The 21450-nt window shown below is 51.9% G+C and carries 18 protein-coding genes; 7 read left to right on the top strand and 11 right to left on the bottom strand.

What is annotated here, in order from left to right; all coding sequences use genetic code 11:
- Window positions 1–48 precede the first annotated feature (48 nt).
- Window positions 49–1533 (bottom strand): Na+/H+ antiporter NhaC, encoded by a 1485-nt coding sequence (gene nhaC / locus AAIG11_RS11870; protein WP_343186460.1) that lies wholly within the window; start codon window positions 1531–1533, stop codon window positions 49–51.
- Between the two features lie 153 nt (window positions 1534–1686).
- Window positions 1687–3723, bottom strand: coding sequence for a sigma-54 interaction domain-containing protein (locus AAIG11_RS11865; RefSeq protein WP_343186459.1), 2037 nt, complete (start codon window positions 3721–3723; stop codon window positions 1687–1689).
- A gap of 127 nt (window positions 3724–3850) precedes the next feature.
- Between AAIG11_RS11865 and AAIG11_RS11860 the strand changes: the two genes are divergently transcribed.
- A complete protein-coding gene (locus AAIG11_RS11860) occupies window positions 3851–3997 on the top strand; it encodes a hypothetical protein (protein WP_343186458.1) in 147 nt (48 codons plus the stop codon).
- Here the strand turns inward: AAIG11_RS11860 and AAIG11_RS11855 are convergent.
- From AAIG11_RS11855 to AAIG11_RS11820, 8 genes are all read right to left on the bottom strand, one after another.
- Window positions 3994–4338, bottom strand: coding sequence for a hypothetical protein (locus AAIG11_RS11855; RefSeq protein ID WP_343186457.1), 345 nt, complete (start codon window positions 4336–4338; stop codon window positions 3994–3996). The two genes, AAIG11_RS11860 and AAIG11_RS11855, sit on opposite strands and share 4 nt — an antisense overlap.
- A 154-nt stretch (window positions 4339–4492) precedes the next feature.
- The gene (locus AAIG11_RS11850) at window positions 4493–4687 is read right to left on the bottom strand and encodes a hypothetical protein (RefSeq protein WP_343186456.1); all 195 of its coding nucleotides are present in this window, start codon (window positions 4685–4687) and stop codon (window positions 4493–4495) included.
- A gap of 60 nt (window positions 4688–4747) precedes the next feature.
- Entirely contained in the window at window positions 4748–5467 is a 720-nt protein-coding gene (locus tag AAIG11_RS11845) for an HD-GYP domain-containing protein (protein ID WP_343186455.1), read from the bottom strand.
- The gene (locus AAIG11_RS11840) at window positions 5454–8897 is read right to left on the bottom strand and encodes a PAS domain S-box protein (protein ID WP_343186454.1); all 3444 of its coding nucleotides are present in this window, start codon (window positions 8895–8897) and stop codon (window positions 5454–5456) included. Before AAIG11_RS11840 ends, AAIG11_RS11845 begins: the two co-directional genes overlap by 14 nt.
- A 321-nt stretch (window positions 8898–9218) precedes the next feature.
- Window positions 9219–9563, bottom strand: a complete 345-nt coding sequence (locus tag AAIG11_RS11835) for an SH3 domain-containing protein (protein WP_343186453.1) — start codon at window positions 9561–9563, stop codon at window positions 9219–9221.
- Complete coding sequence (locus AAIG11_RS11830) at window positions 9535–9786, bottom strand: GNAT family N-acetyltransferase (RefSeq protein WP_343186452.1); 252 nt, start codon at window positions 9784–9786, stop codon at window positions 9535–9537. The genes AAIG11_RS11835 and AAIG11_RS11830 overlap by 29 nt, the downstream gene beginning before the upstream one ends.
- Window positions 9787–10040: 254 nt before the next feature.
- A complete protein-coding gene (locus tag AAIG11_RS11825) occupies window positions 10041–10844 on the bottom strand; it encodes a DUF975 family protein (protein ID WP_343186451.1) in 804 nt (267 codons plus the stop codon).
- Between the two features lie 150 nt (window positions 10845–10994).
- Window positions 10995–11840, bottom strand: coding sequence for a helix-turn-helix domain-containing protein (locus AAIG11_RS11820; RefSeq protein ID WP_343186450.1), 846 nt, complete (start codon window positions 11838–11840; stop codon window positions 10995–10997).
- Window positions 11841–12019: 179 nt separating this feature from the next.
- Between AAIG11_RS11820 and AAIG11_RS11815 the strand changes: the two genes are divergently transcribed.
- The 6 genes from AAIG11_RS11815 to AAIG11_RS11790 all read left to right on the top strand — a co-directional run bounded on the left by AAIG11_RS11815 (window position 12020) and on the right by AAIG11_RS11790 (window position 19387).
- Window positions 12020–13447, top strand: coding sequence for an oxidoreductase (locus AAIG11_RS11815; protein WP_343186449.1), 1428 nt, complete (start codon window positions 12020–12022; stop codon window positions 13445–13447).
- 10 nt (window positions 13448–13457) lie between these two features.
- Window positions 13458–14204 (top strand): 3-ketoacyl-ACP reductase, encoded by a 747-nt coding sequence (locus AAIG11_RS11810; RefSeq protein ID WP_343186448.1) that lies wholly within the window; start codon window positions 13458–13460, stop codon window positions 14202–14204.
- A 5-nt stretch (window positions 14205–14209) separates the two neighbouring features.
- Window positions 14210–16294 (top strand): FAD-binding protein, encoded by a 2085-nt coding sequence (locus AAIG11_RS11805; protein WP_343186447.1) that lies wholly within the window; start codon window positions 14210–14212, stop codon window positions 16292–16294.
- Between the two features lie 5 nt (window positions 16295–16299).
- Entirely contained in the window at window positions 16300–17379 is a 1080-nt protein-coding gene (locus AAIG11_RS11800) for a TRAP transporter substrate-binding protein (protein ID WP_343186446.1), read from the top strand.
- A 239-nt stretch (window positions 17380–17618) separates the two neighbouring features.
- Window positions 17619–18131, top strand: a complete 513-nt coding sequence (locus AAIG11_RS11795; RefSeq protein WP_283408748.1) for a TRAP transporter small permease — start codon at window positions 17619–17621, stop codon at window positions 18129–18131.
- Window positions 18131–19387: a TRAP transporter large permease gene (locus AAIG11_RS11790; protein WP_283408747.1), complete on the top strand. Its 1257-nt coding sequence runs from the start codon at window positions 18131–18133 to the stop codon at window positions 19385–19387. The genes AAIG11_RS11795 and AAIG11_RS11790 overlap by 1 nt, the downstream gene beginning before the upstream one ends.
- 65 nt (window positions 19388–19452) lie before the next feature.
- On the opposite strand, the gene AAIG11_RS11785 is transcribed toward AAIG11_RS11790, so the two are convergent.
- Window positions 19453–21432 (bottom strand): ATP-binding protein, encoded by a 1980-nt coding sequence (locus tag AAIG11_RS11785; protein ID WP_343186445.1) that lies wholly within the window; start codon window positions 21430–21432, stop codon window positions 19453–19455.
- Between the last annotated feature and the right edge of the window lie 18 nt (window positions 21433–21450).

The raw sequence follows: 21450 nt of genomic DNA, 5'->3' as shown, positions 1-21450 counted from the left end.
ATGAGGTGTTTGATTCCCTTACCTCTTCATACCCTTGTTGCTCATGGACTATTCGGCAGCTGCTGCTGCGTCAGCTACCGGTGCCTTTGACGTTGATGCTTTCTTAGCGGCATCTTTCGTTTCGTCCGAATTCAATGGGGCAATGCCAATGCCGGTGAAGGCGAGAATGATGGCAAACACAATTCCCATGTAGTTCAAAATGGCCCAGGGCAGGTACTGGATGGTGGGCACCCCCAGGGTGGCGGTCATATAAGCGCCCGCCGCCGACCAGGGAATGAGGGGTACCAGCACGGTTCCCGAATCTTCCAGGGTGCGGGACAGGTTCTTGGGATGCAGGTTGCGTTTTACGTAGCCATCTCTAAACAGCTCACCGGGAATGAGGATGGACAGGTAGGAGCTGCCGGTAACGAAGGCCACGGTGAAACATGAGGCGATGGTGGACAAAATGACGCCGGCGTTGGTTTTCACCCGTGACAGCAAGGCATTCAACACCACATCCAGCATACCGGCTTTGCTGATGATCCCGGCAAAACCCATGGCACTGAAAATCAGCACCGTGGTGCCTGTGACAGAAGCCACCCCGCCCCGGTTAATAAGCCGGGTCACTTCATTGATCACTTCGCCTTCAAAGCCCGTCATGGAAACATTGAATCCATTGATGAGAGAAGCAAAGCCATTCAGGAAAGTGAAACCCTGTACCGCCACACCGACGACAAGGGTCACCAGAGAGGTGCCCAGCATGGTGGGAATGGTGGGCCATTTTTTCAGTGAACCAAGAATGATCAGCACCACCGGCAACAGGAGAAGGGGGCTCCAGCTGAACATGCTGCTTAGTTGGTCCTGAAGGGTAATCACCATTTCAGGGGTGGAGACATCACCAGATGCCCGAAGTCCGACAATAAGATACACCACAATGGACACCAGAGCCGCAGGCACTGTGGTATACATCATGTGTTTAATGTGCTCGTACAGCTCACTGCCCGCCGCAATGGGCGCCAGGTTGGTGGTATCGGAGAGGGGGGAGATTTTATCGCCAAAGTAAGCTCCAGCCACCACTGCACCTGCCGTGGCGGGGAGTGAAACCCCCAAGCCGCCGGCAATGCCCATGAGGGCCACCCCGATGGTGCCGGCTGATCCCCAGGAGGTGCCTGTCACCGTGGAGAGAATGGCAGAAATCAGAAACGCCGTTACCAACAGAAAGCGGGGATTCACAATTTCAACCCCATAATAAATGATCATGGGAACGGTGCCGGCAAACATGAAGGCCCCAATAAGGAACCCCACGCTCCACAGAATCAGCGTGGCCGGCAGAGCTTTGGAGATTTTTTCGATGATGCCTTCCTGCATTTCCTGCCACGATAACCCCAACCGCCAGGCAATGGCACCGGCGAAAAAGGCAGACAGGATCAGCATGGGCTCCGTCCGAAACTTCAGGTACCCCACGCCAATGGTCAGCGCCAGCACCATGAAAACAATGGGGGCGATGGACTGTCCGAAAGTGGGGGCTTTTCTTTCCAGTTGCTTGTTGTTCATCGTCACTCTTCCTTTCTGATATGGATGATGGATGATTCCGTTCTATTCATCCATCAAAGCAAGAAGCATGCCAGTCATGGGAAGAATGATTTTTCAAGGATTATCGATTATTGGAAATGGCGGACACCCCCGGCATTGGATAATTTTATCCATCTATTGGTTGCTTTCATCCATGCCAGCCCCAACATTTCTCCACTTCTGAAGAAGTGCCGCACCCTTTCGGGTAAGATGACATCCCTGGTGCGACCCCGCCGATGCCAGCAGCTCCTTTTCTGTCAGTTCCATCAACAACCGTCTGATTTTTCCTTCTCCCAGGGGATACGCCTGTTCCTCCGCCAGATTAGCCAGCATTTTTCGCCCCACACCAGTACCGCCGCAACTGTCAATTTGGTTTAACACCCAATATTCGTCCCGGTTCAGCAGCGGGAGCTCCGGCACCTGTTTGTCGGTGGGAAGATATCCGTAAAGCGCTTCCATACCGATGCGCTCACCTTCATAAATCAGAGAAAGGTATTCCACCAGGTTCATCAATTCACGCACATTGCCCCGCCAGCGGTGCTGCTCTAAAAAGGCAAGGGCCTCTGCCTCAAACAGGTCTGTCAGGTCCATGTGGTGATGCCTTCCAAAGCTGATACGGCAAAAGTGTTGGAGGAGGTAAGGAATGTCTTCCCGACGGTGGCGCAGGGGAATGGTTTTCAGCGGCAGAATGTTCAGGCGAAAAAACAAGTCTTCCCGAAAAGCTCCCTGATCCACCATTTGCATCAGATTTCGGTTGGTGGCGGCAATCACCCGCACATCCACGGGAATCTCCTCCAACGCGCCCACCCGCCTGATCCGTTTTTCCTCCAGCACCCGCAGCAGTTTCACCTGAAAGGACAGGGGCGCTTCTCCGATTTCATCAATGAAAATAGTGCCGCCGCTGGCAATTTCAAAGAGTCCCCGTTTGCCGCCTTTCAGAGCTCCGGTGAAAGAACCTTCTTCATAGCCAAAAAGCTCACTCTCCAGCAAACTGGGAGATACTGCTGCAATATTGACCGGCACAAAGGCTTCTCTTTTTCGCAGCGAATGCTGGTGAATGGCCTGGGCCAATATTTCCTTGCCTGTGCCGTTTTCTCCCTGAATCAGAATGGTGGCGTCGGTGCGGGCAAACTGCCTGGCCCGTTTCAGCACCAGCTTCATTGCCGGGTGAAGGGTGAGGTAGTCCTGAAAATCATGGCGCTTTCGCTGCATGCTCTTTTGCCTGCTGCGGCGAATGGTGTGGTCCCATTTGGATATCTGATCGCCGTCACCCACAGTGATCAGATACCCCAGCCGGTCATCAAAACTGATTTTGCGCACTTCAAAAAGACATTCCCTTCCCTCCAGATCTGAAATCCAGGAATGGCCGTCTGTTAATGGATTACTTCCCAGTGGGAGCCATGAATCCAGGGGCTGATAGAGTAAATCCTTCCGCTTTTTTCCCATGAGGGAAGCGCCCCGCTGGTTCAGATTCACCACCCGCCCCTCTTCATCCACGTGAATCAGACCGGTATCCACGCTGTTGAACACCGCTTCAAGTTGTTTTTCTGAAGCCAGAGCTGTTCTGCGCTTTTCTTCAATGAGATGGGTGATGGTCACAATGTCCTTTAAATACCCGGTGACAACGCTTTTGGTGAACACGTCTTCCAGCCCCAGCTGTTGCACGATTCCGTGAATGCTCTGAACATCAAGAATGCGGCTGCCAATGTTGATGAGCCGTCGGGGCGGGTACGGCACCAAGTCCACCTCTCCCGGGGTGATGACCACCTCTGCTTTGAAAGGAAGCGGACTTCCCGGCGAATAGAGCAGGTATTCAATGTGATCCAGACCAATTTCCACCAGCTGATCCCGGGCTTCCCGGGCCGTGTTGGCAAAGTCGTTGACCAGCAGCACCCGACTTCCCCGGGGCAGGCTAATGACATCGCCTATATTGCGGTGATTGATCACCCGCCGGGCCACCATCCAGGGGATGGATGGTTCACCACTTTTCAGAATCACCTTCGCCAGCGCCTCGCTGCTGAACAGCAGCAGGTCTGCATGTAGAATCGGCCGCTCCACCTCCGAGGCCAGCCGGGTTTCAACCGTTACCTTACCTTTCAGCAGTGCCGTCAATTGACTTTGAATGGCTTCCCCTGTGGGAACTCCCATGGTGATAACGGTGATTTTCTGCATCCTCTCGCCTCCCGTTATGGTTTCATATCGCATATTATATCATGACAAAGAGTCAAAGCCACCTCTGGCGGCTTTGCAGTGAACAGGCAATAAGGAACAATGAATACAAAAGACAAACCTAATCCCCATGCTAGCACTTTATCAACAGCTTCTTTACGAAGGCCGTTTCAATAGCCACAAGCAAAACCGCCTGCCGATTGTTTCTTCGACAGGCGGTGATTGGCGATTACCCGGTGTGATCGGCTCGCAGATAAAGGTTTTTGATGGGCATTAGCGCCAGTCATCCAGCGATTTGGTTTCACCGGCAACTCGATCTCTTTCTTCCAGCATCAAGGCTTCTGTTTCTTCCAGCATCATCAGACGTTCCATTCGAAAAACCTGATGAATCACATGCAGCAGGGCATCTCTTCTTTTTTGAGATCCCAGGTACAGGGCCGCTGCAAACACCAACAGGCCTGCCGTCAGGATCACCGGATGATGGGCTTTCATCTGAGAGAAGATTCCTCCGGCAATGGCTGTAATCATCAGCAATCCCAACAGAGAAAAGCCGCCTTTTATAATGTTGAAAATCATTTCCTGGATAGTAACGGGTTTTTTAAAAGTATTTGGTTTCAAGTGGTGATTCACAAGATCAGCTCCATTCATTTTCACAATTCGTTATTAATATTCAAAGTGTGCGATTTCAGTTTAAGACACACAAAAACAGACACCCCATACGAAGCAGATGCCTGTTGCCCGCAAAATTACGTTCAAGCAATCGTACCGAAGGTTACGCCACGAACCCCTTGCACGCGCCCACCATCACATGGATCACATTCACAAGGAATTCGACAGATATGGAAGTCAGTCGAGACGCCGCGCTTTTTCCAGCCTGGGTGTTCATCATCCAAACGCCCAACCCCACGGTCATCATGGTAACAGCTGTTGTTGCCATCATCAGGTGTTTCATGTTTCGATTCATCATTTCGCGGCACCTCCTTTCTCCCTTTATCTGTTAATCGATCCGATCACATGCACCATTGTATCAGATGCTTTCTAAACAAAATCTAAACAACCCTGTGTTTTTTTCTGTTTGCTTGCTTTCCACGAGCTGCGCTTCCCCCAGCACGGCTTCCAACGCATTGACCACTTGTGTGTCATAGAGAACGCCTTTGTTTTTTCTGAGTTCCTCCAGTGCCGCTTTCTCACCCAGTGCCGGGCGATAGGGCCGGTGGGATGCCATGGCATCAAACACATCGGCCACTGCCACAATTTTTGACTCCACCATCATCTCTTTTCCTGCGAGCCCCCGGGGATAGCCCGAACCATTGACCCGCTCATGATGCTGATGGACAATTTCCGCCAGCGGCCAGGTGAATGAAACCCCCTGCAACAGCAAAAATCCGTGGGCAGCATGTTCTTGCACCAGCATCATCTCAATGTTACTGAGCCTCCCCGGTTTGCAGAGAATGTCGGTGGGAATGCCGATCTTGCCAATATCATGAATCGCCCCGGCCAGTTCGATGCTTTCAAGCCGATCCGCCGTCAGCCCCATTTTCCGGCCAATGGCAACCGCCATAGCTGCCACATTTTGCTGGTGTCCGGCAGTATAAGGATCTTTTAGTTCCACCATTTTTTCCAGGATGCGAATCATGCCTTTCAGGTTGCGGTGGGCTTCTTCCACTTTAGTCGTCAGTTGATCGGCGGGCTGTTGGTTCTCCATTGCAGCGTGCATTTGCTCCCGCGGGGTTTCAGAGGGGTACATGGAACATCTCCTTTCTTGTGGCCGGATCGGCACAGGTACTTTCATACCTGCATGGCAGAGAGAAACTGACCTTGCTCCCCTCCCAAAGCTGGCTTTCAATGATGAGTCCGGTGCCGTAAAGACGCTGCAGCCGGGTGTGAATGTTCCGCAAGCCCACACTGCCCGATTCACCGGTTATGGAAAGCACCTGAGCTGCCTGATGGTCTGTCATCCCTTTCCCATCGTCCACCACTTCCACAGACAGCTTTTCATCTTGCTCTATCACGCGCACCAGAACGGTTCCGCCGCCTTCCTTCTGACGGATCCCGTGACGAATGGCGTTTTCCACCAGTGGCTGCAGGGTAACAGGGGGCAACAGACAATCTGACGGTGCTTCAATCTGAAAAAGTACCTGAATATCAGGGAACCGAGCTTTTTCGATGGCGACATAGGCATCTGTCAGGGCCAGTTCTTTTTCAAGCGTCACCGTTTCATGTAAATTCTCAAAGCACAGACTGCCCCGCAGGTAACGGGCCAGAGAAAGAATTAGATGCCCTGCCTCCTGACTGCCATTTTCACAATGGGCGGCGATGGTATTCAGGGCATTATACAGAAAGTGGGGTTTGATCTGAGCCTGTAAAAATGCCACTTCTGCCGCCATGGCGGCAGCAACTGATTTTTTGAGCTGAAGCAGGGTGGCCACCCGGGCAATCAGCTCTGTCTCTTCAAAGGGTTTATGAAGAAAATCATTGCCGCCGGCGTCAAAGCCCAGCGCCAGATCCTGCTCACCATAGCGGGCCGTGAGAAAGATCACCGGCAGCTGAAAGCTGGTGTACTGCTTTCTGATTTCCCGGCACACCTCAAAACCGTTCATCCGGGGCATCATCACGTCCACAATGCATAGGTCCGGCTCATTTCCAGCTGCCAGCATTTCCAGTGCCTGCTGCCCTGTCAGTGCATGAATGGTGCGGTACCCCTTCAGTGACAGCACATTGACCAGGGATTGAATGTTCACCGGTTCGTCATCCACCAGCATAATGGTGAACTCGCTTTTTTCCACCGCAGGCAAGTGAATTTCGGTTACCGGCTGAACATAAAAGGAGTGGGATTCATGGGCTGTGACCTGCTGTGGGAATGGCTCCGTTTCACCGGTGTTTTTTCCATAATCCCGGCATGGCAGGCGGTTGTCGCCGGATGCCAGGGGCATGGTGAAGGTGAAGGTGGTTCCTTTTCCCAGTGTAGAAGTCACCGCTATGGTTCCCCCGTGGAGTTCCACCAGCTGCCGGGTGATGGACAGCCCCAGACCGGTGCCTCCGCCTTCTTTTTCAGGAGAATAGCCACTTTGCTTAAAAGCTTCAAAAACCTGATCCAATCGGTCCTCCGGAATACCGATGCCTGTGTCTTCCACTGCCAGTCGCATCATTCCGTTGATGATTTCAGCACTGATGGTGATGGTTCCTTTTTCGGTATACTTGACGGCATTGCCAATAAGGTTGAAGAGAATCTGACTCATCCGGTTCTCATCTGCCCAGATCATGTCCATTTCCCGGGGAACCTGGTTCACCAGGCAGATCTCTTTATGATCAATTTGGTGTCGGAACAGTTCCACCACCATGGCCAGAATGCTTGAAATATCTGTGTTTTTCAGATGCAGACGGATATCTCTGTTTTTGATCCGGGAAAAGTCCAATATGTCGTTCACAAGGCTGGAAAGCCTCCGGGCACTGACTAGCACCAGCTTTAGATTTTTCCGCTGGTTGGGTGCCAGTGGTCCGCCAATGCCTTTTAGCAGACCATCCACCAGTGAGATAATCCCGTTAAGAGGGGTGCGCAGCTCGTGGGAGGTGTTGGCTAAGAATTCGTCTTTCAGCCGGTCCAGCTGCCGGTTTTTCTCTTCCGCTTCTTTGCGCTCTGTTATGTCGGTGATGAATCCTTCAATAGCCGTCACTTCCCCCAGGCTGTTTTCAAAGAGCCTCCCCTGCTCCCAAGCCCACAGCATTTCTCCCTGCCTTGTGTTTACCTGATATTCACTGCAAAAGGTTTCTTTCTGCGCCAGGCATTCCTGCCATTTTTGCCATAGAAGGTTCTGGTACGCCGGTGCAACCAGTTTTTCCGGCACCAGCATCTCTTTCAAGTTAGCCTCTTTTCTGATCAACTCTTCCGGGTGATATCCCACCAGTTCGTGACACTGTTGTGAGACATACACCATATGCCACCCGTCTTCCCGCCGTTCACACCGGTATGCCACGCCGGGCAGGTTGGACAGCAGCACCGCCTTGCTCCGTTCGCTTTCTTTCAGGGCTTCCATCGCTTCCTTCTGCCGGGTGATATCCCGGTGGGTGCCAATGGCCCGCAGCGGTTTTCCCGATGCTGTCCACTCCACAATTTTTCCGATGGATAAAATCCACTTGTAGCTGCCATCATCACAGCGCATCCGAAATTCATTCCAATACCGGGAATCTTCTCCCCGGGCATAGTCTCCCAGCCATGACCGCACCTGCTCCCTGTCTTCCGCGTGAAGCAGGTTGAAAAAGTCCTCCACATCCACCCGAATGTCACCGGGATGATAGCCCAGCATTTGGGCCCACCGGTCGGAGATTTGATTTTCACCCGTCATGATATTCCAGTCCCAGACGCCGTCGCCGCTGTTTTCCACGGCAAACTGCCAACGTTCTTCAATGCGCCGCAGTCGTTCTTCTGTCAACTTCTTTTCAGTGGCATCCTCCACAATGACGATGACATCCGTGACTTCACCCACCGAATCTTTAACGGGTGCGAAGAAAACTCTCAGCGGCGTCACTTTTTTAGCTGTTTCCGATGCATAACCCCCCTCATAGAAGGCATCCTCTCCCCCCAGGGCTCTTCTCAGCGCCTTGGTGTATGCCTGATCTTTAAGGTTTAATGCATTCAGTCCCACAATGGCCTCTCTGCTGGAGCCAATCATGCGAATTAACAGCTCGTTGCAATGGGTGATGTAGCCCTCCACATTGACATGGTAAATTCCCAGAGGGGCATGCTCAAAAATACGCCGGTACTTTTCTTCACTCCTTTTCAACGCCTCTTCTTCCTGCTTCCGCCGGGTGATGTCTCTGACAGTGACCAATGCCCGGGGCTCTCCTTCATCGTTATAGAAAGTGGTTCCACGGGCTTCCAGCCATTGATAGCCTTTTTCAGGATGATAGTTGCGGTAGGTCACCTGTTCATCTCCCATGGCGTTGAATCCCCGCTGGAAAACAGCCTTCACCCGCTCCCGGTCATCGGGATGGATGGAATGAAAACAGTTGGTTCCCAGAAGGCCATCGGTTTTGCCAAAGCAGCGTTCATAGGAAGGAGACAAATACCGATAGCAGCCCTGCCTGTCCAGTTCTATCATCACATCCTGCATATGCGCCACCATGAGTTCCAGCTTGATCAGCCGTCTTTGCAGTGCCGTTATTTGTTGGTCTGCCATTGGTTTGCCTCCTTTCCGGCGGGTTTTCAGTGGATAGGTAATAAGGAATAGTGGATAGAAAAGCAAAACCTTAAAAAACTTTATCCACAGCCTTTTTGCGCATACTATTTCCTTAGCCACAAAAAACAGACAACCCCGTTGCGGTTGCCTGTTGGTCTGCTCGATTGATGTCCCATTCATAAGTGCTGCTACAGCTTCAGTTGGGCTGCTGTTTTGACAACAACTGGCCCCGCGAAGCCCATTCTATCACAGTGTTTCTAAACAAAATCTCAACAACTTAAACAACTTCAACTGCTTCGATAGCTTCAATGCTGCTGGCATTTACTTGCTTTCAGGCACCAGGTTTTCCATGGGCACCCAGCCGGCAGCGCCCGTCGTTGTTCGACACCAGCCCCACTCATTCAGCTCTTTTACCAGCTCCAGCATCTGTCCCATCTCCACCGTCAGCTCAAAGGCATCGTAGTCTTCTGTCACGAAGGTGCCTTCTGCAGTTTCCTTCAGGATTTGTGCCGGCACCCAGCCAGCCTGCTCTCCCCCAGGCGTGGTGCAGTGAGTCCAGTTTTGCCAGTAGGTTGCCTGTTCACCAGGAATCACCCGTTCCCCCTGCTTTAGTTGAATGGGCTTATCCGTTTCAGGTTCATGGCTTTTGATCACTTGGTATTTCACGACGACCGCCTCCTTTTTCTGATTTCCATTCACTGGCCAGCATGGCATACACCACATGATCCACATAATGGTCATAAAGCCATTCTGCTTCTCTCAAAACACCTTCTGCGACAAATCTCAACTGTTGGGGAATGGCCCGGCTCTTGTGGTTGCCGGTGGCACACCGAATCTCCACACGGTTCAGGGAACGGGTAAATGAAGCGGTGATGGCTGGTCCCCGCATGGAAGCCCTCATGCCTGCTGAAGGTTCAGAGCCCTTTGACTATAAGCGCATGGCCTTTGGCGGCTTTGCAACCCTGGTGGATTATTGACCTGAAGACAAAGGGATTTGGCCAGAACAGCTGATTCCAATCTTGTGTGTTTTTGCAAGATTTCCAAGGCTGCCCTTTACCAAATCCCTTGTCTTCATCATATTTTGTTTGCAGTCTGAAGCCCGTACCAGAACGGTGTGGGCTTTTCCTTGAACTACCGGCTATACTACCAGGCAGCTTCCTCCACCAGTTCCACTTCTTCCGGCGAACCACCCCGCAGGGTGTCGTAAAGTTGTACATAAGTAGCTTCGTAATAGGGGTGCACGAAGAACACGCCGATACCCAGCATCAACCCTCCCAAAATGTACCACCCTAAGAATGACAGGTCCAGCACAAACATGGCCCATTTGTGCCCTTCGGTTAACACCATGCTTTGTTTAATGGCGGCATCTGCATTCAGCGTCGGGTCTTCTGCCAGAATATAGGGTACCATCCGGTATTCATAATGCTTGATGACTCCTGGTATGATCAGCAGCAGTGTCCAGAGAAAATTGTACAGTCCCCGGAGAAACATCACTTTCACCACATTCAGATAATGCTTTGATCGAAACACCCAGGCCAAGTCTCCCACGTCAGGTTCTTCACTCAGACCCCGCAGAAAGAAGGTACGACCGCCCACATCAAGGGGCGCTCCCACCAATATGCGGAAAGCCATGAAAACAGCAATGCCGCCAATAAACATACCCAATGAGATAAAGACAATGGTGGAGATCCCAATCTTTTCAAAAAGCCAGTTGGTGGGAACAGGGCTGCCGCCACCGGAAAAAACCTCTCCCAGCTCCACTCCTATCCCTGAGCCTCCACGGTTGCCTCCTCGGCCGCCACCGCCGCCGTTTTGCATCATGTACTCATTACCTCCGGTGATGGCGATCACCAGGGCGATGAGAAAAGACTTCCAGTAGTGCTTGCGCAAAAAATCCTTGGCATTGCTTTTCAGTTCCGCTCTTGTCCACAACATTTGTCGTTTCATTCCTTTCAGTTTCTTTCCAATGGGCGTCAATCACCGTTCTCTGTTTCATCGGTGGTTTATCAGCTTCCAGTTGATCTTCTTCCATCATTGACGCGAGTCCCATCAAAAAAGTCTGCCACCTCACAAAAAACCAATGATTCATTCAGTCAGTTAACGTTCTCCTGACACACCGCTTTTTTTCCGATAGTGCTTACGAAACTGAAGGGGGGTTTTGTTTTCTTTTTGCTGAAACATGCGAATAAAGTGACTCTGGCTGTTAAAACCACTGTCCATGCCCACTTCGGTAATACTTTTTTCAGTGAAATAAAGCTCGTTCTTGGCAAAGGCAATTTTTTTAAGTAGAATATATTGCTTAATGGTAAACCCGGTAACTTCTTTAAAGGAATGAGCCAGGTAATATTTGTTCACATAAAATTCCTCCGCCAGAAACTCCAGAGAAATGGGCTTTTTGAAATGCTCATCGATGAAAGCCTGAATTTCAAAAATGCGCCTTTCAGCCTTGTCGATGTTCTGAATGGGAAAGTATTGCCGGTAACCTCTGAACAGAAGCACCATCAGCTGTGACAAAAGGCCAGTGAACTCAATCTGCCAGAACTCCTCCTTCTTCTGATGAATACCACCGAGGGCTTCGAAAAGCTGCTGGATGGGCTGCACATCTTCGGTGCGCAGCTGAAACCCGTTCTTAAAATCTTTGGGACGAATTTTAAAAATGGACAGCAAGGCAGGGTCTTTCATCACACTGTCAAAATAATCGGCTTCAATGATAATAATGTACCGGGAGTAAGGGGTTTTGTAGGTTTGCATGCGATGCTTCTCCAGGTTGTTAATGAAAATCAGGCTATGGGTGTTGAAATGGCGAATTTGATCATTTATGGTGAAAACCGATTCGCCCTCTGTCACCAAAATCATCTCATACCCAATATGAAAATGATCCGACAACCCTTGATTTTGAGCGGTTAGAGTGCGATAGTTCATATCAATCCGGTTATGTTCCATAGTGCCTCCTTTTGTCCACAGCAACTTTCATCAATTTTTGAGCAACTTATCAGTATGAACCTGCCATCCCCTTCACTATAATGAAGTTGACCATAAAGATCAACCAGATGATTCGTGATCTGACTTGATCTGTGAAAATCACTCAACCGGCTGCAGCGGGAGTGGCAGGAGGTTATGTCTTGGCAAATTTCAATCAAACAAGTCTTGGAAAATTTCAATATAAAGATCTGGAACAACTGAAAGCAGATGTGCAGGAACTGAACCTGTCCATTCAAGTTTCAGAAGATCTCTCGGTACTGGGCCGTCCGGTTTCGTTGAAAAACCACGTGATCCCTAATTCCCTGGCAACCCTTCCCATGGAAGGCGGCGATGCCGACGCCAATGGAAGCCCCACCGAAATGACCCTTCGAAAGTATGAAAAAATGGCACGGGGCGGCGCCGGTCTCATCTGGGTTGAAGCTGTCAGCGTCACGAAAGACGGCCGCTCCAATGACAAGCAGCTCTGGATAAAGGAAGATAACTGGGAAGATTTCAAAGCCCTGAACGACCTGATTAAAAAAACCGCCCGGGAAGCCTACGGGCCTGACTTCAATCCCATCACCATCATTCAGCTGAACCACTCTGGCCGCTATCACAAAGTGAATGGAAAACCCAGCCCGGTGATCGCCACCCACAAGCAGCGGCTGGATGACCGCCTGGGCATTGACGACACCTATCCCCTGGTGACCGATGATTACCTGGATGAGCTGCAGGCCACTTTTTTAAGTGCCGCCCGCCTCAGCCGCAAAGCCGGTTTTGACGGGGTGGATATTAAGGCCTGTCACGGCTACCTGCTCTGCGAGCTTCTTTCAGCCTTTGAGCGGGAAGGCCGCTACGGCGGCAGTTTTGAAAACCGCACCCGCATGATGCTGGAAGTGGTGGACGCCGTGAAAAAAGATGCCCAATGTGAGGGGCTGATCCTGGCCACCCGCATGAATATCTATGATGCCCAGCCGTATCCCCAGGGCTGGGGCGTGTCGGAAGCCAGTGGCAGCAACATTGATCTGACAGAGCCCAAGCTGCTGATGCAGCTGCTTCTGGACCGGGGCGTGGAAGTTTTCGGTCTCACCATGGGGAACCCCTATTTCATTCCCCACATCAACAAACCTTATGACATGGGTGCTTACGTGCCTGATGAAATGGCCATCGAGAGTTGTGAAAGACTCATTCGGGAAATCGGTTCCATTCAGCAGGATTTCCCCCAGGCTGTGGTGGTGGGCGTTGGCTACAGCTGGTTTCGTCAGTTTGCCGCCCAGGTGGCTGCCGGCAGCGCCAAACAGGGGTTGTGCCGCATGGCGGGCTTTGGCCGGGAAGCCATTGCTTACCCGGATTTTGCCCGGGATATACTGACCCACGAAGCTCTGAACCGCAGCCTGGTCTGTATTTCCTGCAGCAAATGCAGTGAACTTAAATCAAAAATAGGCACCTGTGGCTGTGTGGTGCGGGATGCAGACGTTTACCTGCCGATGTACAAGAACCTGAAGTCTAAGGAAGCAGCTGACCAGGCCGTCGAAACCGCGGCACAGCCAGTCACAGGCAGTCAAACAGCTTCTAAGGAGGTGCGTTAAACTGAAAAAAGTGGCAGTCGTCACAGGCGGCACCCGGGGCATCGGCTTTGGCATTGTGAAGGAGCTCTATGCCGATGGCTACCAGGTGGCCTGTCTGGGACGCACCCTCAACGAAACCGCCGCCCAACTGGTGGCATCCTCTCAGGGAAACGTTCGCTTTGTTGCCTCAGATCTGGGTTCAACAGAAAAAATCCAGGCATCTCTGGATGAAGTCATGGCTGTTTTCGGCCGCATCGATGTGCTGGTGAACAACGCCGGCGTCGCCCCCAAAGAACGCCTGGATCTGCTGGAAACCACCCCGGAAAGCTTTGATTTTGTGGTGAACACCAACCTGAAGGGCACTTTCTTCATGACCCAGAAGGCGGCCAACCTGATGCTTCAGCAGCAGGACCGGCCAGTCCCCCCCAAAATCATCAACATTGCTTCCCTGTCCTCCTACACCTCTTCCGTGAACCGGGGAGAATACTGTATTTCAAAAGCCGGCATCAGCATGGTCACCACCCTTTTCGCAGACCGGCTGGCAGAACAGGGGATTCTGGTCTACGAGATTCGCCCAGGCATCATTAAAACCGACATGACCGCCAAGGTGAGCGAAAAATATGACCGTCTCATCAATGACGGCCTGCTGCCCATCCGGCGGTGGGGAACACCCGAAGACATTGCCGCCGCCGCGAGTCTTCTGTGCTCACCCAAAATGACCTACTCCACTGGCGATGTCATCAACGTGGACGGCGGGTTCCATTTAAGGAGGCTTTAGCAACGGTGAATCTGAAGCAAGAAACGTCACACAGCCCACAGACGGTCACCCTGCACCAGCATCCCCTTACGGTACACACCTGTCATACGGTGGTGGTGGGGTCAGGAGCGGCCAGTCTCAACGCCGCCGACACCCTTCACCGCATGGGGCAGACCGACATCGCCCTGGTGACCGACGGCATGAACCGGGGCACCTCCCGGAACACCGGCTCTGACAAACAGACCTATTACAAGCAGTCCACCTCTTTCACCGATGCCGACAGTCCCCTTAAAATGGCCCGCACCCTGTTTAACGGCGGTGCCATGCACGGCGACGTCGCTCTGGTGGAAGCGGCTCTGTCACTGAAAAGCTTCTATAACCTGGTGGGCATTGGCGTGCCGTTCCCCCATGACACCTATGGCCAGTACGTGGGCTACCAAACAGACCACGATGAAAACAGCCGGGCCAGCTCGGTGGGTCCCTTAACCTCCCGGTATATGACCGAAAAGCTGGAAGCCCAGGTGCGCCGCAATGGCACCCCCATCTTTGACCGCCATCTGGTCATTGGCATAATCACCACCCCCGGGGAAAACGGTGACCCAACAGCCACCGGCCTGCTCACCCTTAACATGGAGGCCATTGATGACACCGGCTACGGCCTGACCCTTTTTAACTGCCGCAACATCATTTATGGCACCGGAGGCCCCGCCTCCATTTACCATCGCTCCGTGTTTCCCAAAAGCCAGGCAGGCGCCACAGGCATCGCCCTGGAAGCCGGGGCCAAGGCTCACAACCTGACAGAGTGGCAGTACGGCATCGCCTCCACCAAATTCCGGTGGAACCTGTCGGGCACTTACCAACAGGTAATTCCCCGGTATGTGTCCACCAACGCCGATGGCGGCGACGAGACGGAGTTTCTGGAAGATTTTTTCCAGGAGCCAACACCCCTGCTGGACGCCATTTTCTTAAAAGGCTACCAGTGGCCCTTTGATTCCAGAAAGCTGCTGGAAAACGGTTCCTCCCTGGTGGATCTGCTGATTTACATTGAAACCCAGGTGAAAGGCCGGCGGGTGTTTATGGATTTTCGCCGCAACCCCCGGTGTGCCGATGAACAGGGCACTCTAAACTTCGACCTGCTGGGCGAGACGGCACGCCAGTACCTGGCCAACTCGCAGGCACTGCTGCCCACCCCCATTGAACGGCTGAAGAAAATGAATCCCCTGGCCATCGACCTGTACCGCACCCACGGCATCGATCTGGAACAGGAATACCTGGAAATCGATGTCTGTGCCCAGCACCAAAACGGCGGGCTGGCCGGCAACCATTGGTGGGAGAGTAATGTGAAGCACTTCTTCCCCGTGGGTGAAGCCAATGGCACCCTGGGCATTTACCGCCCCGGCGGTTCCGCCCTCAATGCCACCCAGGTGGGCAGTTACCGGGCGGCAGAATATATCTGCCACCGCTACACCCAGCCGCCGGCAGCCACCGACACTTTTTTGACCCAGGCAGAAGGCTTGGTACAGCACCGCCTGAAGCTGCTGAAAAAACTGGTGATAGACCCGGCACGGCCCTCCAATGTACTGGCTTTTCAACAGGAGCTCCAGCGGCAGATGTCTCGGTCCGGCGCTTTTATCCGGTCCCGGCAGTCCCTGACTGAGACCCTGTACCGTTTTCAGAATGAGCTGGCCCGATTTCCGGACCAGATTCACATTTGCCATCTGAAAGAACTCCCTTCAGTTTTCCGGGTGTATGACATGCTCATCGCCCAAATCGCCTGCCTCAGTGCCATGGTGGCCTATGATGAAAGGCAGGGCGACAGCCGGGGATCTTACCTCATTGACCATGAGGAAGGCACCCACCGCATCAGCCACCAGGGAATGCACTTTGCCTTCTCCCTGGACCGGGATTTCCGGGACCAGGTTTGTGAGACCTTTGTCAAACTTGACCCAGAAGCCAGCAGCTCTGACGCACCTAATGCGACAGCTCCGGCTCCGGTGAAGGTGACACACCAATGGGTGAAGGCACGCCCCATCCCCGAATACACCACCTGGTTTGAAAACGTATGGGCGGATTTTCGGGAACAAAAAATATTTGATGAGAAGAGAGGATGAAAAGAATGAAAAAAATGCACTTACACAAAGGTTTGGCTTTCTTATTGATTGGCCTGATGTTGATCACCCTGACTGCCTGCGGCGGTTCAAGCAACGAGCCGGCACCAGCGGCTTCTGAAACACCGGCGGCCTCTGAGGCTCCTGCCGAAGCACCTGCCAGCGATGAAGTGTTTGAACTGAAATTTGCCCACGTGGTGCGCCCCACCACCCCCAAGGGTGCTGCCGCAGATGAGTTCAAGCGTCTGCTGGAAGAGCGCAGCAACGGCCGTATCACCGTCACGGTTTTCCCTGATTCCCAAATGGGTACCGACCAGGAAATCAACGAGCAAATCCTCACCGGCACCCTGGATATCAACGCCCCCTTCTTCTCCACCGTCACCTCTTTTGTTTCTGAGTTTGAGCTTTTTGACCTGCCTTACCTGTTCACCAGCGAAGAGCAAATCTTCAACGCTCTACACGGTGAAGTGGGCGACAAGTTCAACGAATACCTGCAGGAAAAGGGCCTGGTGGGCCTGGGTTACTGGAGTGGCGGCTTTAAGCAGTTGACCAACAACGTGCGTCCCGTTAAAAGTGTTGAAGACCTGGACGGTCTGAAAATCCGCGTGAGCCAAAGCCCGCTGCTGGTTTCCCAGTTCCGTGCCATCAACGCCGGCGGTATTTCTGTTCCTTTCAGCGAGCTGTACTCTGCCCTGCAAACCGGCACCGTTGACGGCCAGGAAAACCCCTTCTCCAACATTGCCAGCCGTAAGTTCTACGAAGTGCAGGACTACATGACCATCAGCGACCACGGTTTCATGGGGTATGCCCTGATTATGAGCAAAGCCAAGTACGACGCCATGCCTGCAGACCTTCAGGCTTTGCTGCAGGAAGTCTCCAATGAAGTGGCTGCATGGCAGTGGGAGCAAACCGCCGCCATGGATTCCGAATACCTGCAGGAAATCATTGATGCCGGTATGATCGTTGATGAGTTCGGCCCTGCTGAAAAAGAAGCCTACCGGGCTGCCACAGCTGTTGTGTACGACGAGTTTGCCGCCAAGGAAAATGGCCAGGAACTGCTGGACCTGGTGGAGCAATACACCCGGTAGTGAAGCTCCTGAAAAATGAAGACCCTGGAAGGATCATGCAACGGAGCAGGAACACCAGCTGTTCCCGCTCCGTTTTTAATATCCTGTTGACCGGCCTCTGTTGATTTGGCCCCTGTGATCCGATATGATATTGAATGACGTTGCATGACTTTGAAGACCGTTGAATACCGTTGATAGTTCTTTTTTTGATCCCCTGTACCTGTTCTGTGTTGGATTTCAAAACCGATAGGATGTGCTTTATGAAAAACATTGTTAATCTACTGAATAAAACCGAAGAAGTGATTGCCTCCAGCCTGCTGATTCTCACCTCTGTGCTGGTGTTTGTTCAGGTGGTGCTCCGGTATCAGTTCAACTATTCCCTGGCCTGGTCAGAGGAGCTGGCCCGCCTGATGATTGCCTGGTTCATCTTTTTGGGTGCCAGCATGGCGGTGAAGGAGAACGCCCATGTGAACATGGATGCTGCCTTCATTCTGCTGAAGGGTAAAGCCAAAATAGCGGTTGGCATTCTCATCGATCTGATTAACATCGCTTTTTGTGCCCTTGTGGTTTTTGCCGGCATCAACATGGTCAAAGCAGCCATGGCCATCAATTCCACCGCCACCTCCATCGATCTTCCCCTGTGGATCTTTTATGCTTCTGTGCCCGTGGGCGTCGCCCTCATGCTGATTCGCTACCTCTTTAAACTGAAAGACAAAATCATTCTGCTGGCCGCTGGTGAACCCGATGCTGCCGACGAGAAAGGAGCCTCTTAATGGTCCTCTTAATTTCATTTATTGTGCTCCTTTTACTGGGAGTGCCCATTGCCATTACCACCGGACTATCCACCATTCTGGCCATGATGGACCAGGGCATCGCCCTGACCACAGCGGTACAGCGCATGTTTTCCGGCGTTGACTCTTTCAGCCTCATGGCCATTCCCTTCTTTATATTCTCAGGGGATATCATGCTGAAAGGCGGGGCCTCCAAACGCCTCATTGATTTTGCCAACAAACTGTTCGGATGGATCACCGGCGGCCTGCCCATCACTGCCGTCATTTCATCCATGTTTTTTGCTGCTCTTTCAGGGTCCAGCCCGGCCACCGTAGCCGGTGTGGGAGGCGTGATGATTCCCAACCTGGTGGAAAAAAAGTATCCAAAGAAGTTCAGCGTGGGCCTCATGTGCGCCGCCGGTTCCCTGGGAATCATTATCCCTCCCAGCATTACCATGATGACCTACGGCGTGGTTTCTGAGCAGTCCATCAGCCGGCTTTTCATGGCGGCCATTGTTCCCGGAATTTTTATTGGCATGACCCTGGTGCTGTACAGCTATATCTACGCCCGCATCATGAAGCACGAAAAATCAGCGGTGCCCACCTTTCGCGAAGTGCTCACCGCCTTCAAAAGTGCTTTTTTCAGCATTATGATGCCGGTGATCATTCTGGGAGGCATTTACCTGGGCTTCGCCACTCCCACCGAAGCAGCGGCAGTGGCCATCATCTACAGCCTGGTGATTTCTCTGCTGATTTACCGGGAGATCAAACCTGCTGACGTGATGGGCATCGCCCGAAAGTCGGTTATCACCTCGGCTATGATCATGTTTGTCATTGCCAATTCAAAAATTTTTAGCTGGTTCCTCACCTTCCAGCAGATTCCCGGCAAAGTGGCCGAAAGCGTGCTGAGCCTGGAAAGCAATCCCATTGTTATTTTACTGGCCATCAACGTGATTCTCCTGTTTGTGGGCATGATCATGGACTCCAGCGCGGCGGTGCTGATTCTGACACCTCTGTTTCTCCCCATTGTCATGGATCTGGGGGTTGATCCCATCCACTTTGGGGTGATTATGATTGTCAACCTGGCCATCGGCATGCTGACGCCCCCCTTCGGCCTGAACCTCTTTGTGGCCTCGGGCATCTCAGGCCTCTCCATACCCAATGTGGTGCGGGGAACCCTGCCCTTTATAGCCGTGCTGATTATCAACCTGATGATTATCACCTTTGTGCCCCAGCTTTCACTGATGCTGGTGAAGTAGTGTCGAACAAAACCGCCTGCCTCTCAGATTGACTGAGAGACAGGCGGTTTTTGACTGGCATGATTTCAAGAATCATTTTGTGAATCTCTTTGTTTGGCTCGTTGTGAGCGCACCTGAACTTCCACCATTTCGATCAGGTTTTCTGCTTGAAAAGGCTTTGCCAGGTATTCATCCACTCCTGCCGCCAGACACGCTTCCCGGTCACCCGGCAGTGCTTTTGCTGTCACTGCGATAATGGGTGTATGAATCCCTTTTCTTTCATCCATTTTCCGCACTTTTTGGGTTGCCTCAGATCCATCCAGCACGGGCATGTGCATGTCCATTAAAATCATGTCAAATCGTTTCTCCTGGCATAGTGCAATGGCCACCCGTCCATTTTCAGCCTGAGTCACCTGCCAGCCTCTTTTTTCTCCAATTCGATCGATGACAAACCGCATGTTTTCATCATCATCCGCCACCAATAGCTGAATGAGGTTCTCTGTTCCTGCACTGTCAGCTTTCTTTTCTTCTTCCAGTGATTCCGTCTGTGCAGCAGGCACTGATACCTCTGTGGTAAAGAAAAAACGGCTGCCCTTCCCCTCCTGACTTTCCACCCATAGGTGCCCCTTCATCATCCCAACGATGGACTTGCAGATGGCCAGTCCAAGACCCGTACCATCATATGCTTGCTTTGCGCCATTTTTCACCTGAGCAAATCTGTTGAAAATTCTTTCCTGATCTTCCAGGGGAATTCCTACACCGGTATCCTTCACCGTCCATTGCAACATCATCTGCTGGTCCTGACGCTTCACCATCTCGACAGATAACTGAATGCTCCCTTCCTTGGTGAATTTAAGTGCGTTACCAAGCAAATTTATCAGTACCTGTTTCAGCCTCATGGAATCACTTTTCAAAAGGTGGGGAATTTCTTTGTCCCGGTGGATTCTAAACGCCAACCCTTTCATTTTAATCATGGGAGCAAAAACCATTTCAACAGCGTGCAGCACTTCGTCCAGCACAAACTCATGATTGTCCATCTGGTGGCCGCTGTCTTCCATTTTTGCATAGTCAAGAATATTATTAATCAGGTTCAGCAGCAAATCAGAAGATGTATGGGCAAGAATGGCCAGTTCCTGCTGCTCTTCCGTCAGTTCGGTCAGCTGCATTAAGTGAATCATCCCCACCAGACCGTTAAGGGGGGTGCGTATCTCATGGCTCATGCTGGCCAGAAACCTGCTTTTTTCCTGCAGGGCCTCATCGGAAATTTTGACGGCTTTTTTCATTTCCGCATTGGCTTTTCTCAGGGCCGCATTTGTTTGCCTGTTTTCGGTCACATCAATTCCCATGGCCTGATAGCGCAGCGCCACTCCCGCTTCATCGAAAATGGCCCGGTATCGCCATTGACGCCATCTGGTTTCCCCCTTTTTCACCCGGCTGAAGGTACCAATGCAGAAAGGTTTTTCTGGGGTCAGTGACAGGTAGCTTTTTGCCACACTTTCACGTTTTTCTTCTGGCAGAAGCTCTAAAAAGCGACGGCCAATCAATTCCGCTTCCGTCATTCCATAATCGTTGCAGTAATATTGGTTCACATAGGTCAGGGTGCTGTCCGGCAAAAATTCCTTAAACTGGGCTGGCATCCCGTCAACCAACCTGCGAAACCGATTTTCACTGTCGCCCAATCCTGTTTCTTTTTCTTTTTGCTCCGTGTTATCCTTTAGAACTCCCGTGGCGCAGAGAATCCGACCAGAAGCATCCACTTCCACCTCTCCTATTTCAAGGATACAGCGAACGGCACCGTCATTTTTTCGGATAATGCGATATTCCCGTTCATATTCACCCCCCTGGTGTTGTTCATCCACGACCATTTGACTCACCCTTGTCAGGTCATCTGGATGAACGCTTTCGAGGAATCCTTCATGTGTATGGGAAAACGCCTCGGGTGTTACTCCGAAAATAGAATACATTTCATGGGACCAGGTGATCTGATTGGTTTGATAATCCTTTATAAAGCAGCCGGCAGATGTCATTCGCTCCATCATATCCTGTACCTTTTGACTCTTTTTCATCGATAGCACTCCTTTGAA

It is taken from the genome of Anoxynatronum sibiricum, from assembly GCF_039414295.1.
GTDB classification, from domain to species: Bacteria; Bacillota; Clostridia; order Peptostreptococcales; family Tindalliaceae; genus Anoxynatronum; species Anoxynatronum sibiricum.
The sequence above is the reverse complement of the archived record's forward strand: the minus strand, read 5'-3'. Positions and strand labels throughout refer to the sequence as shown.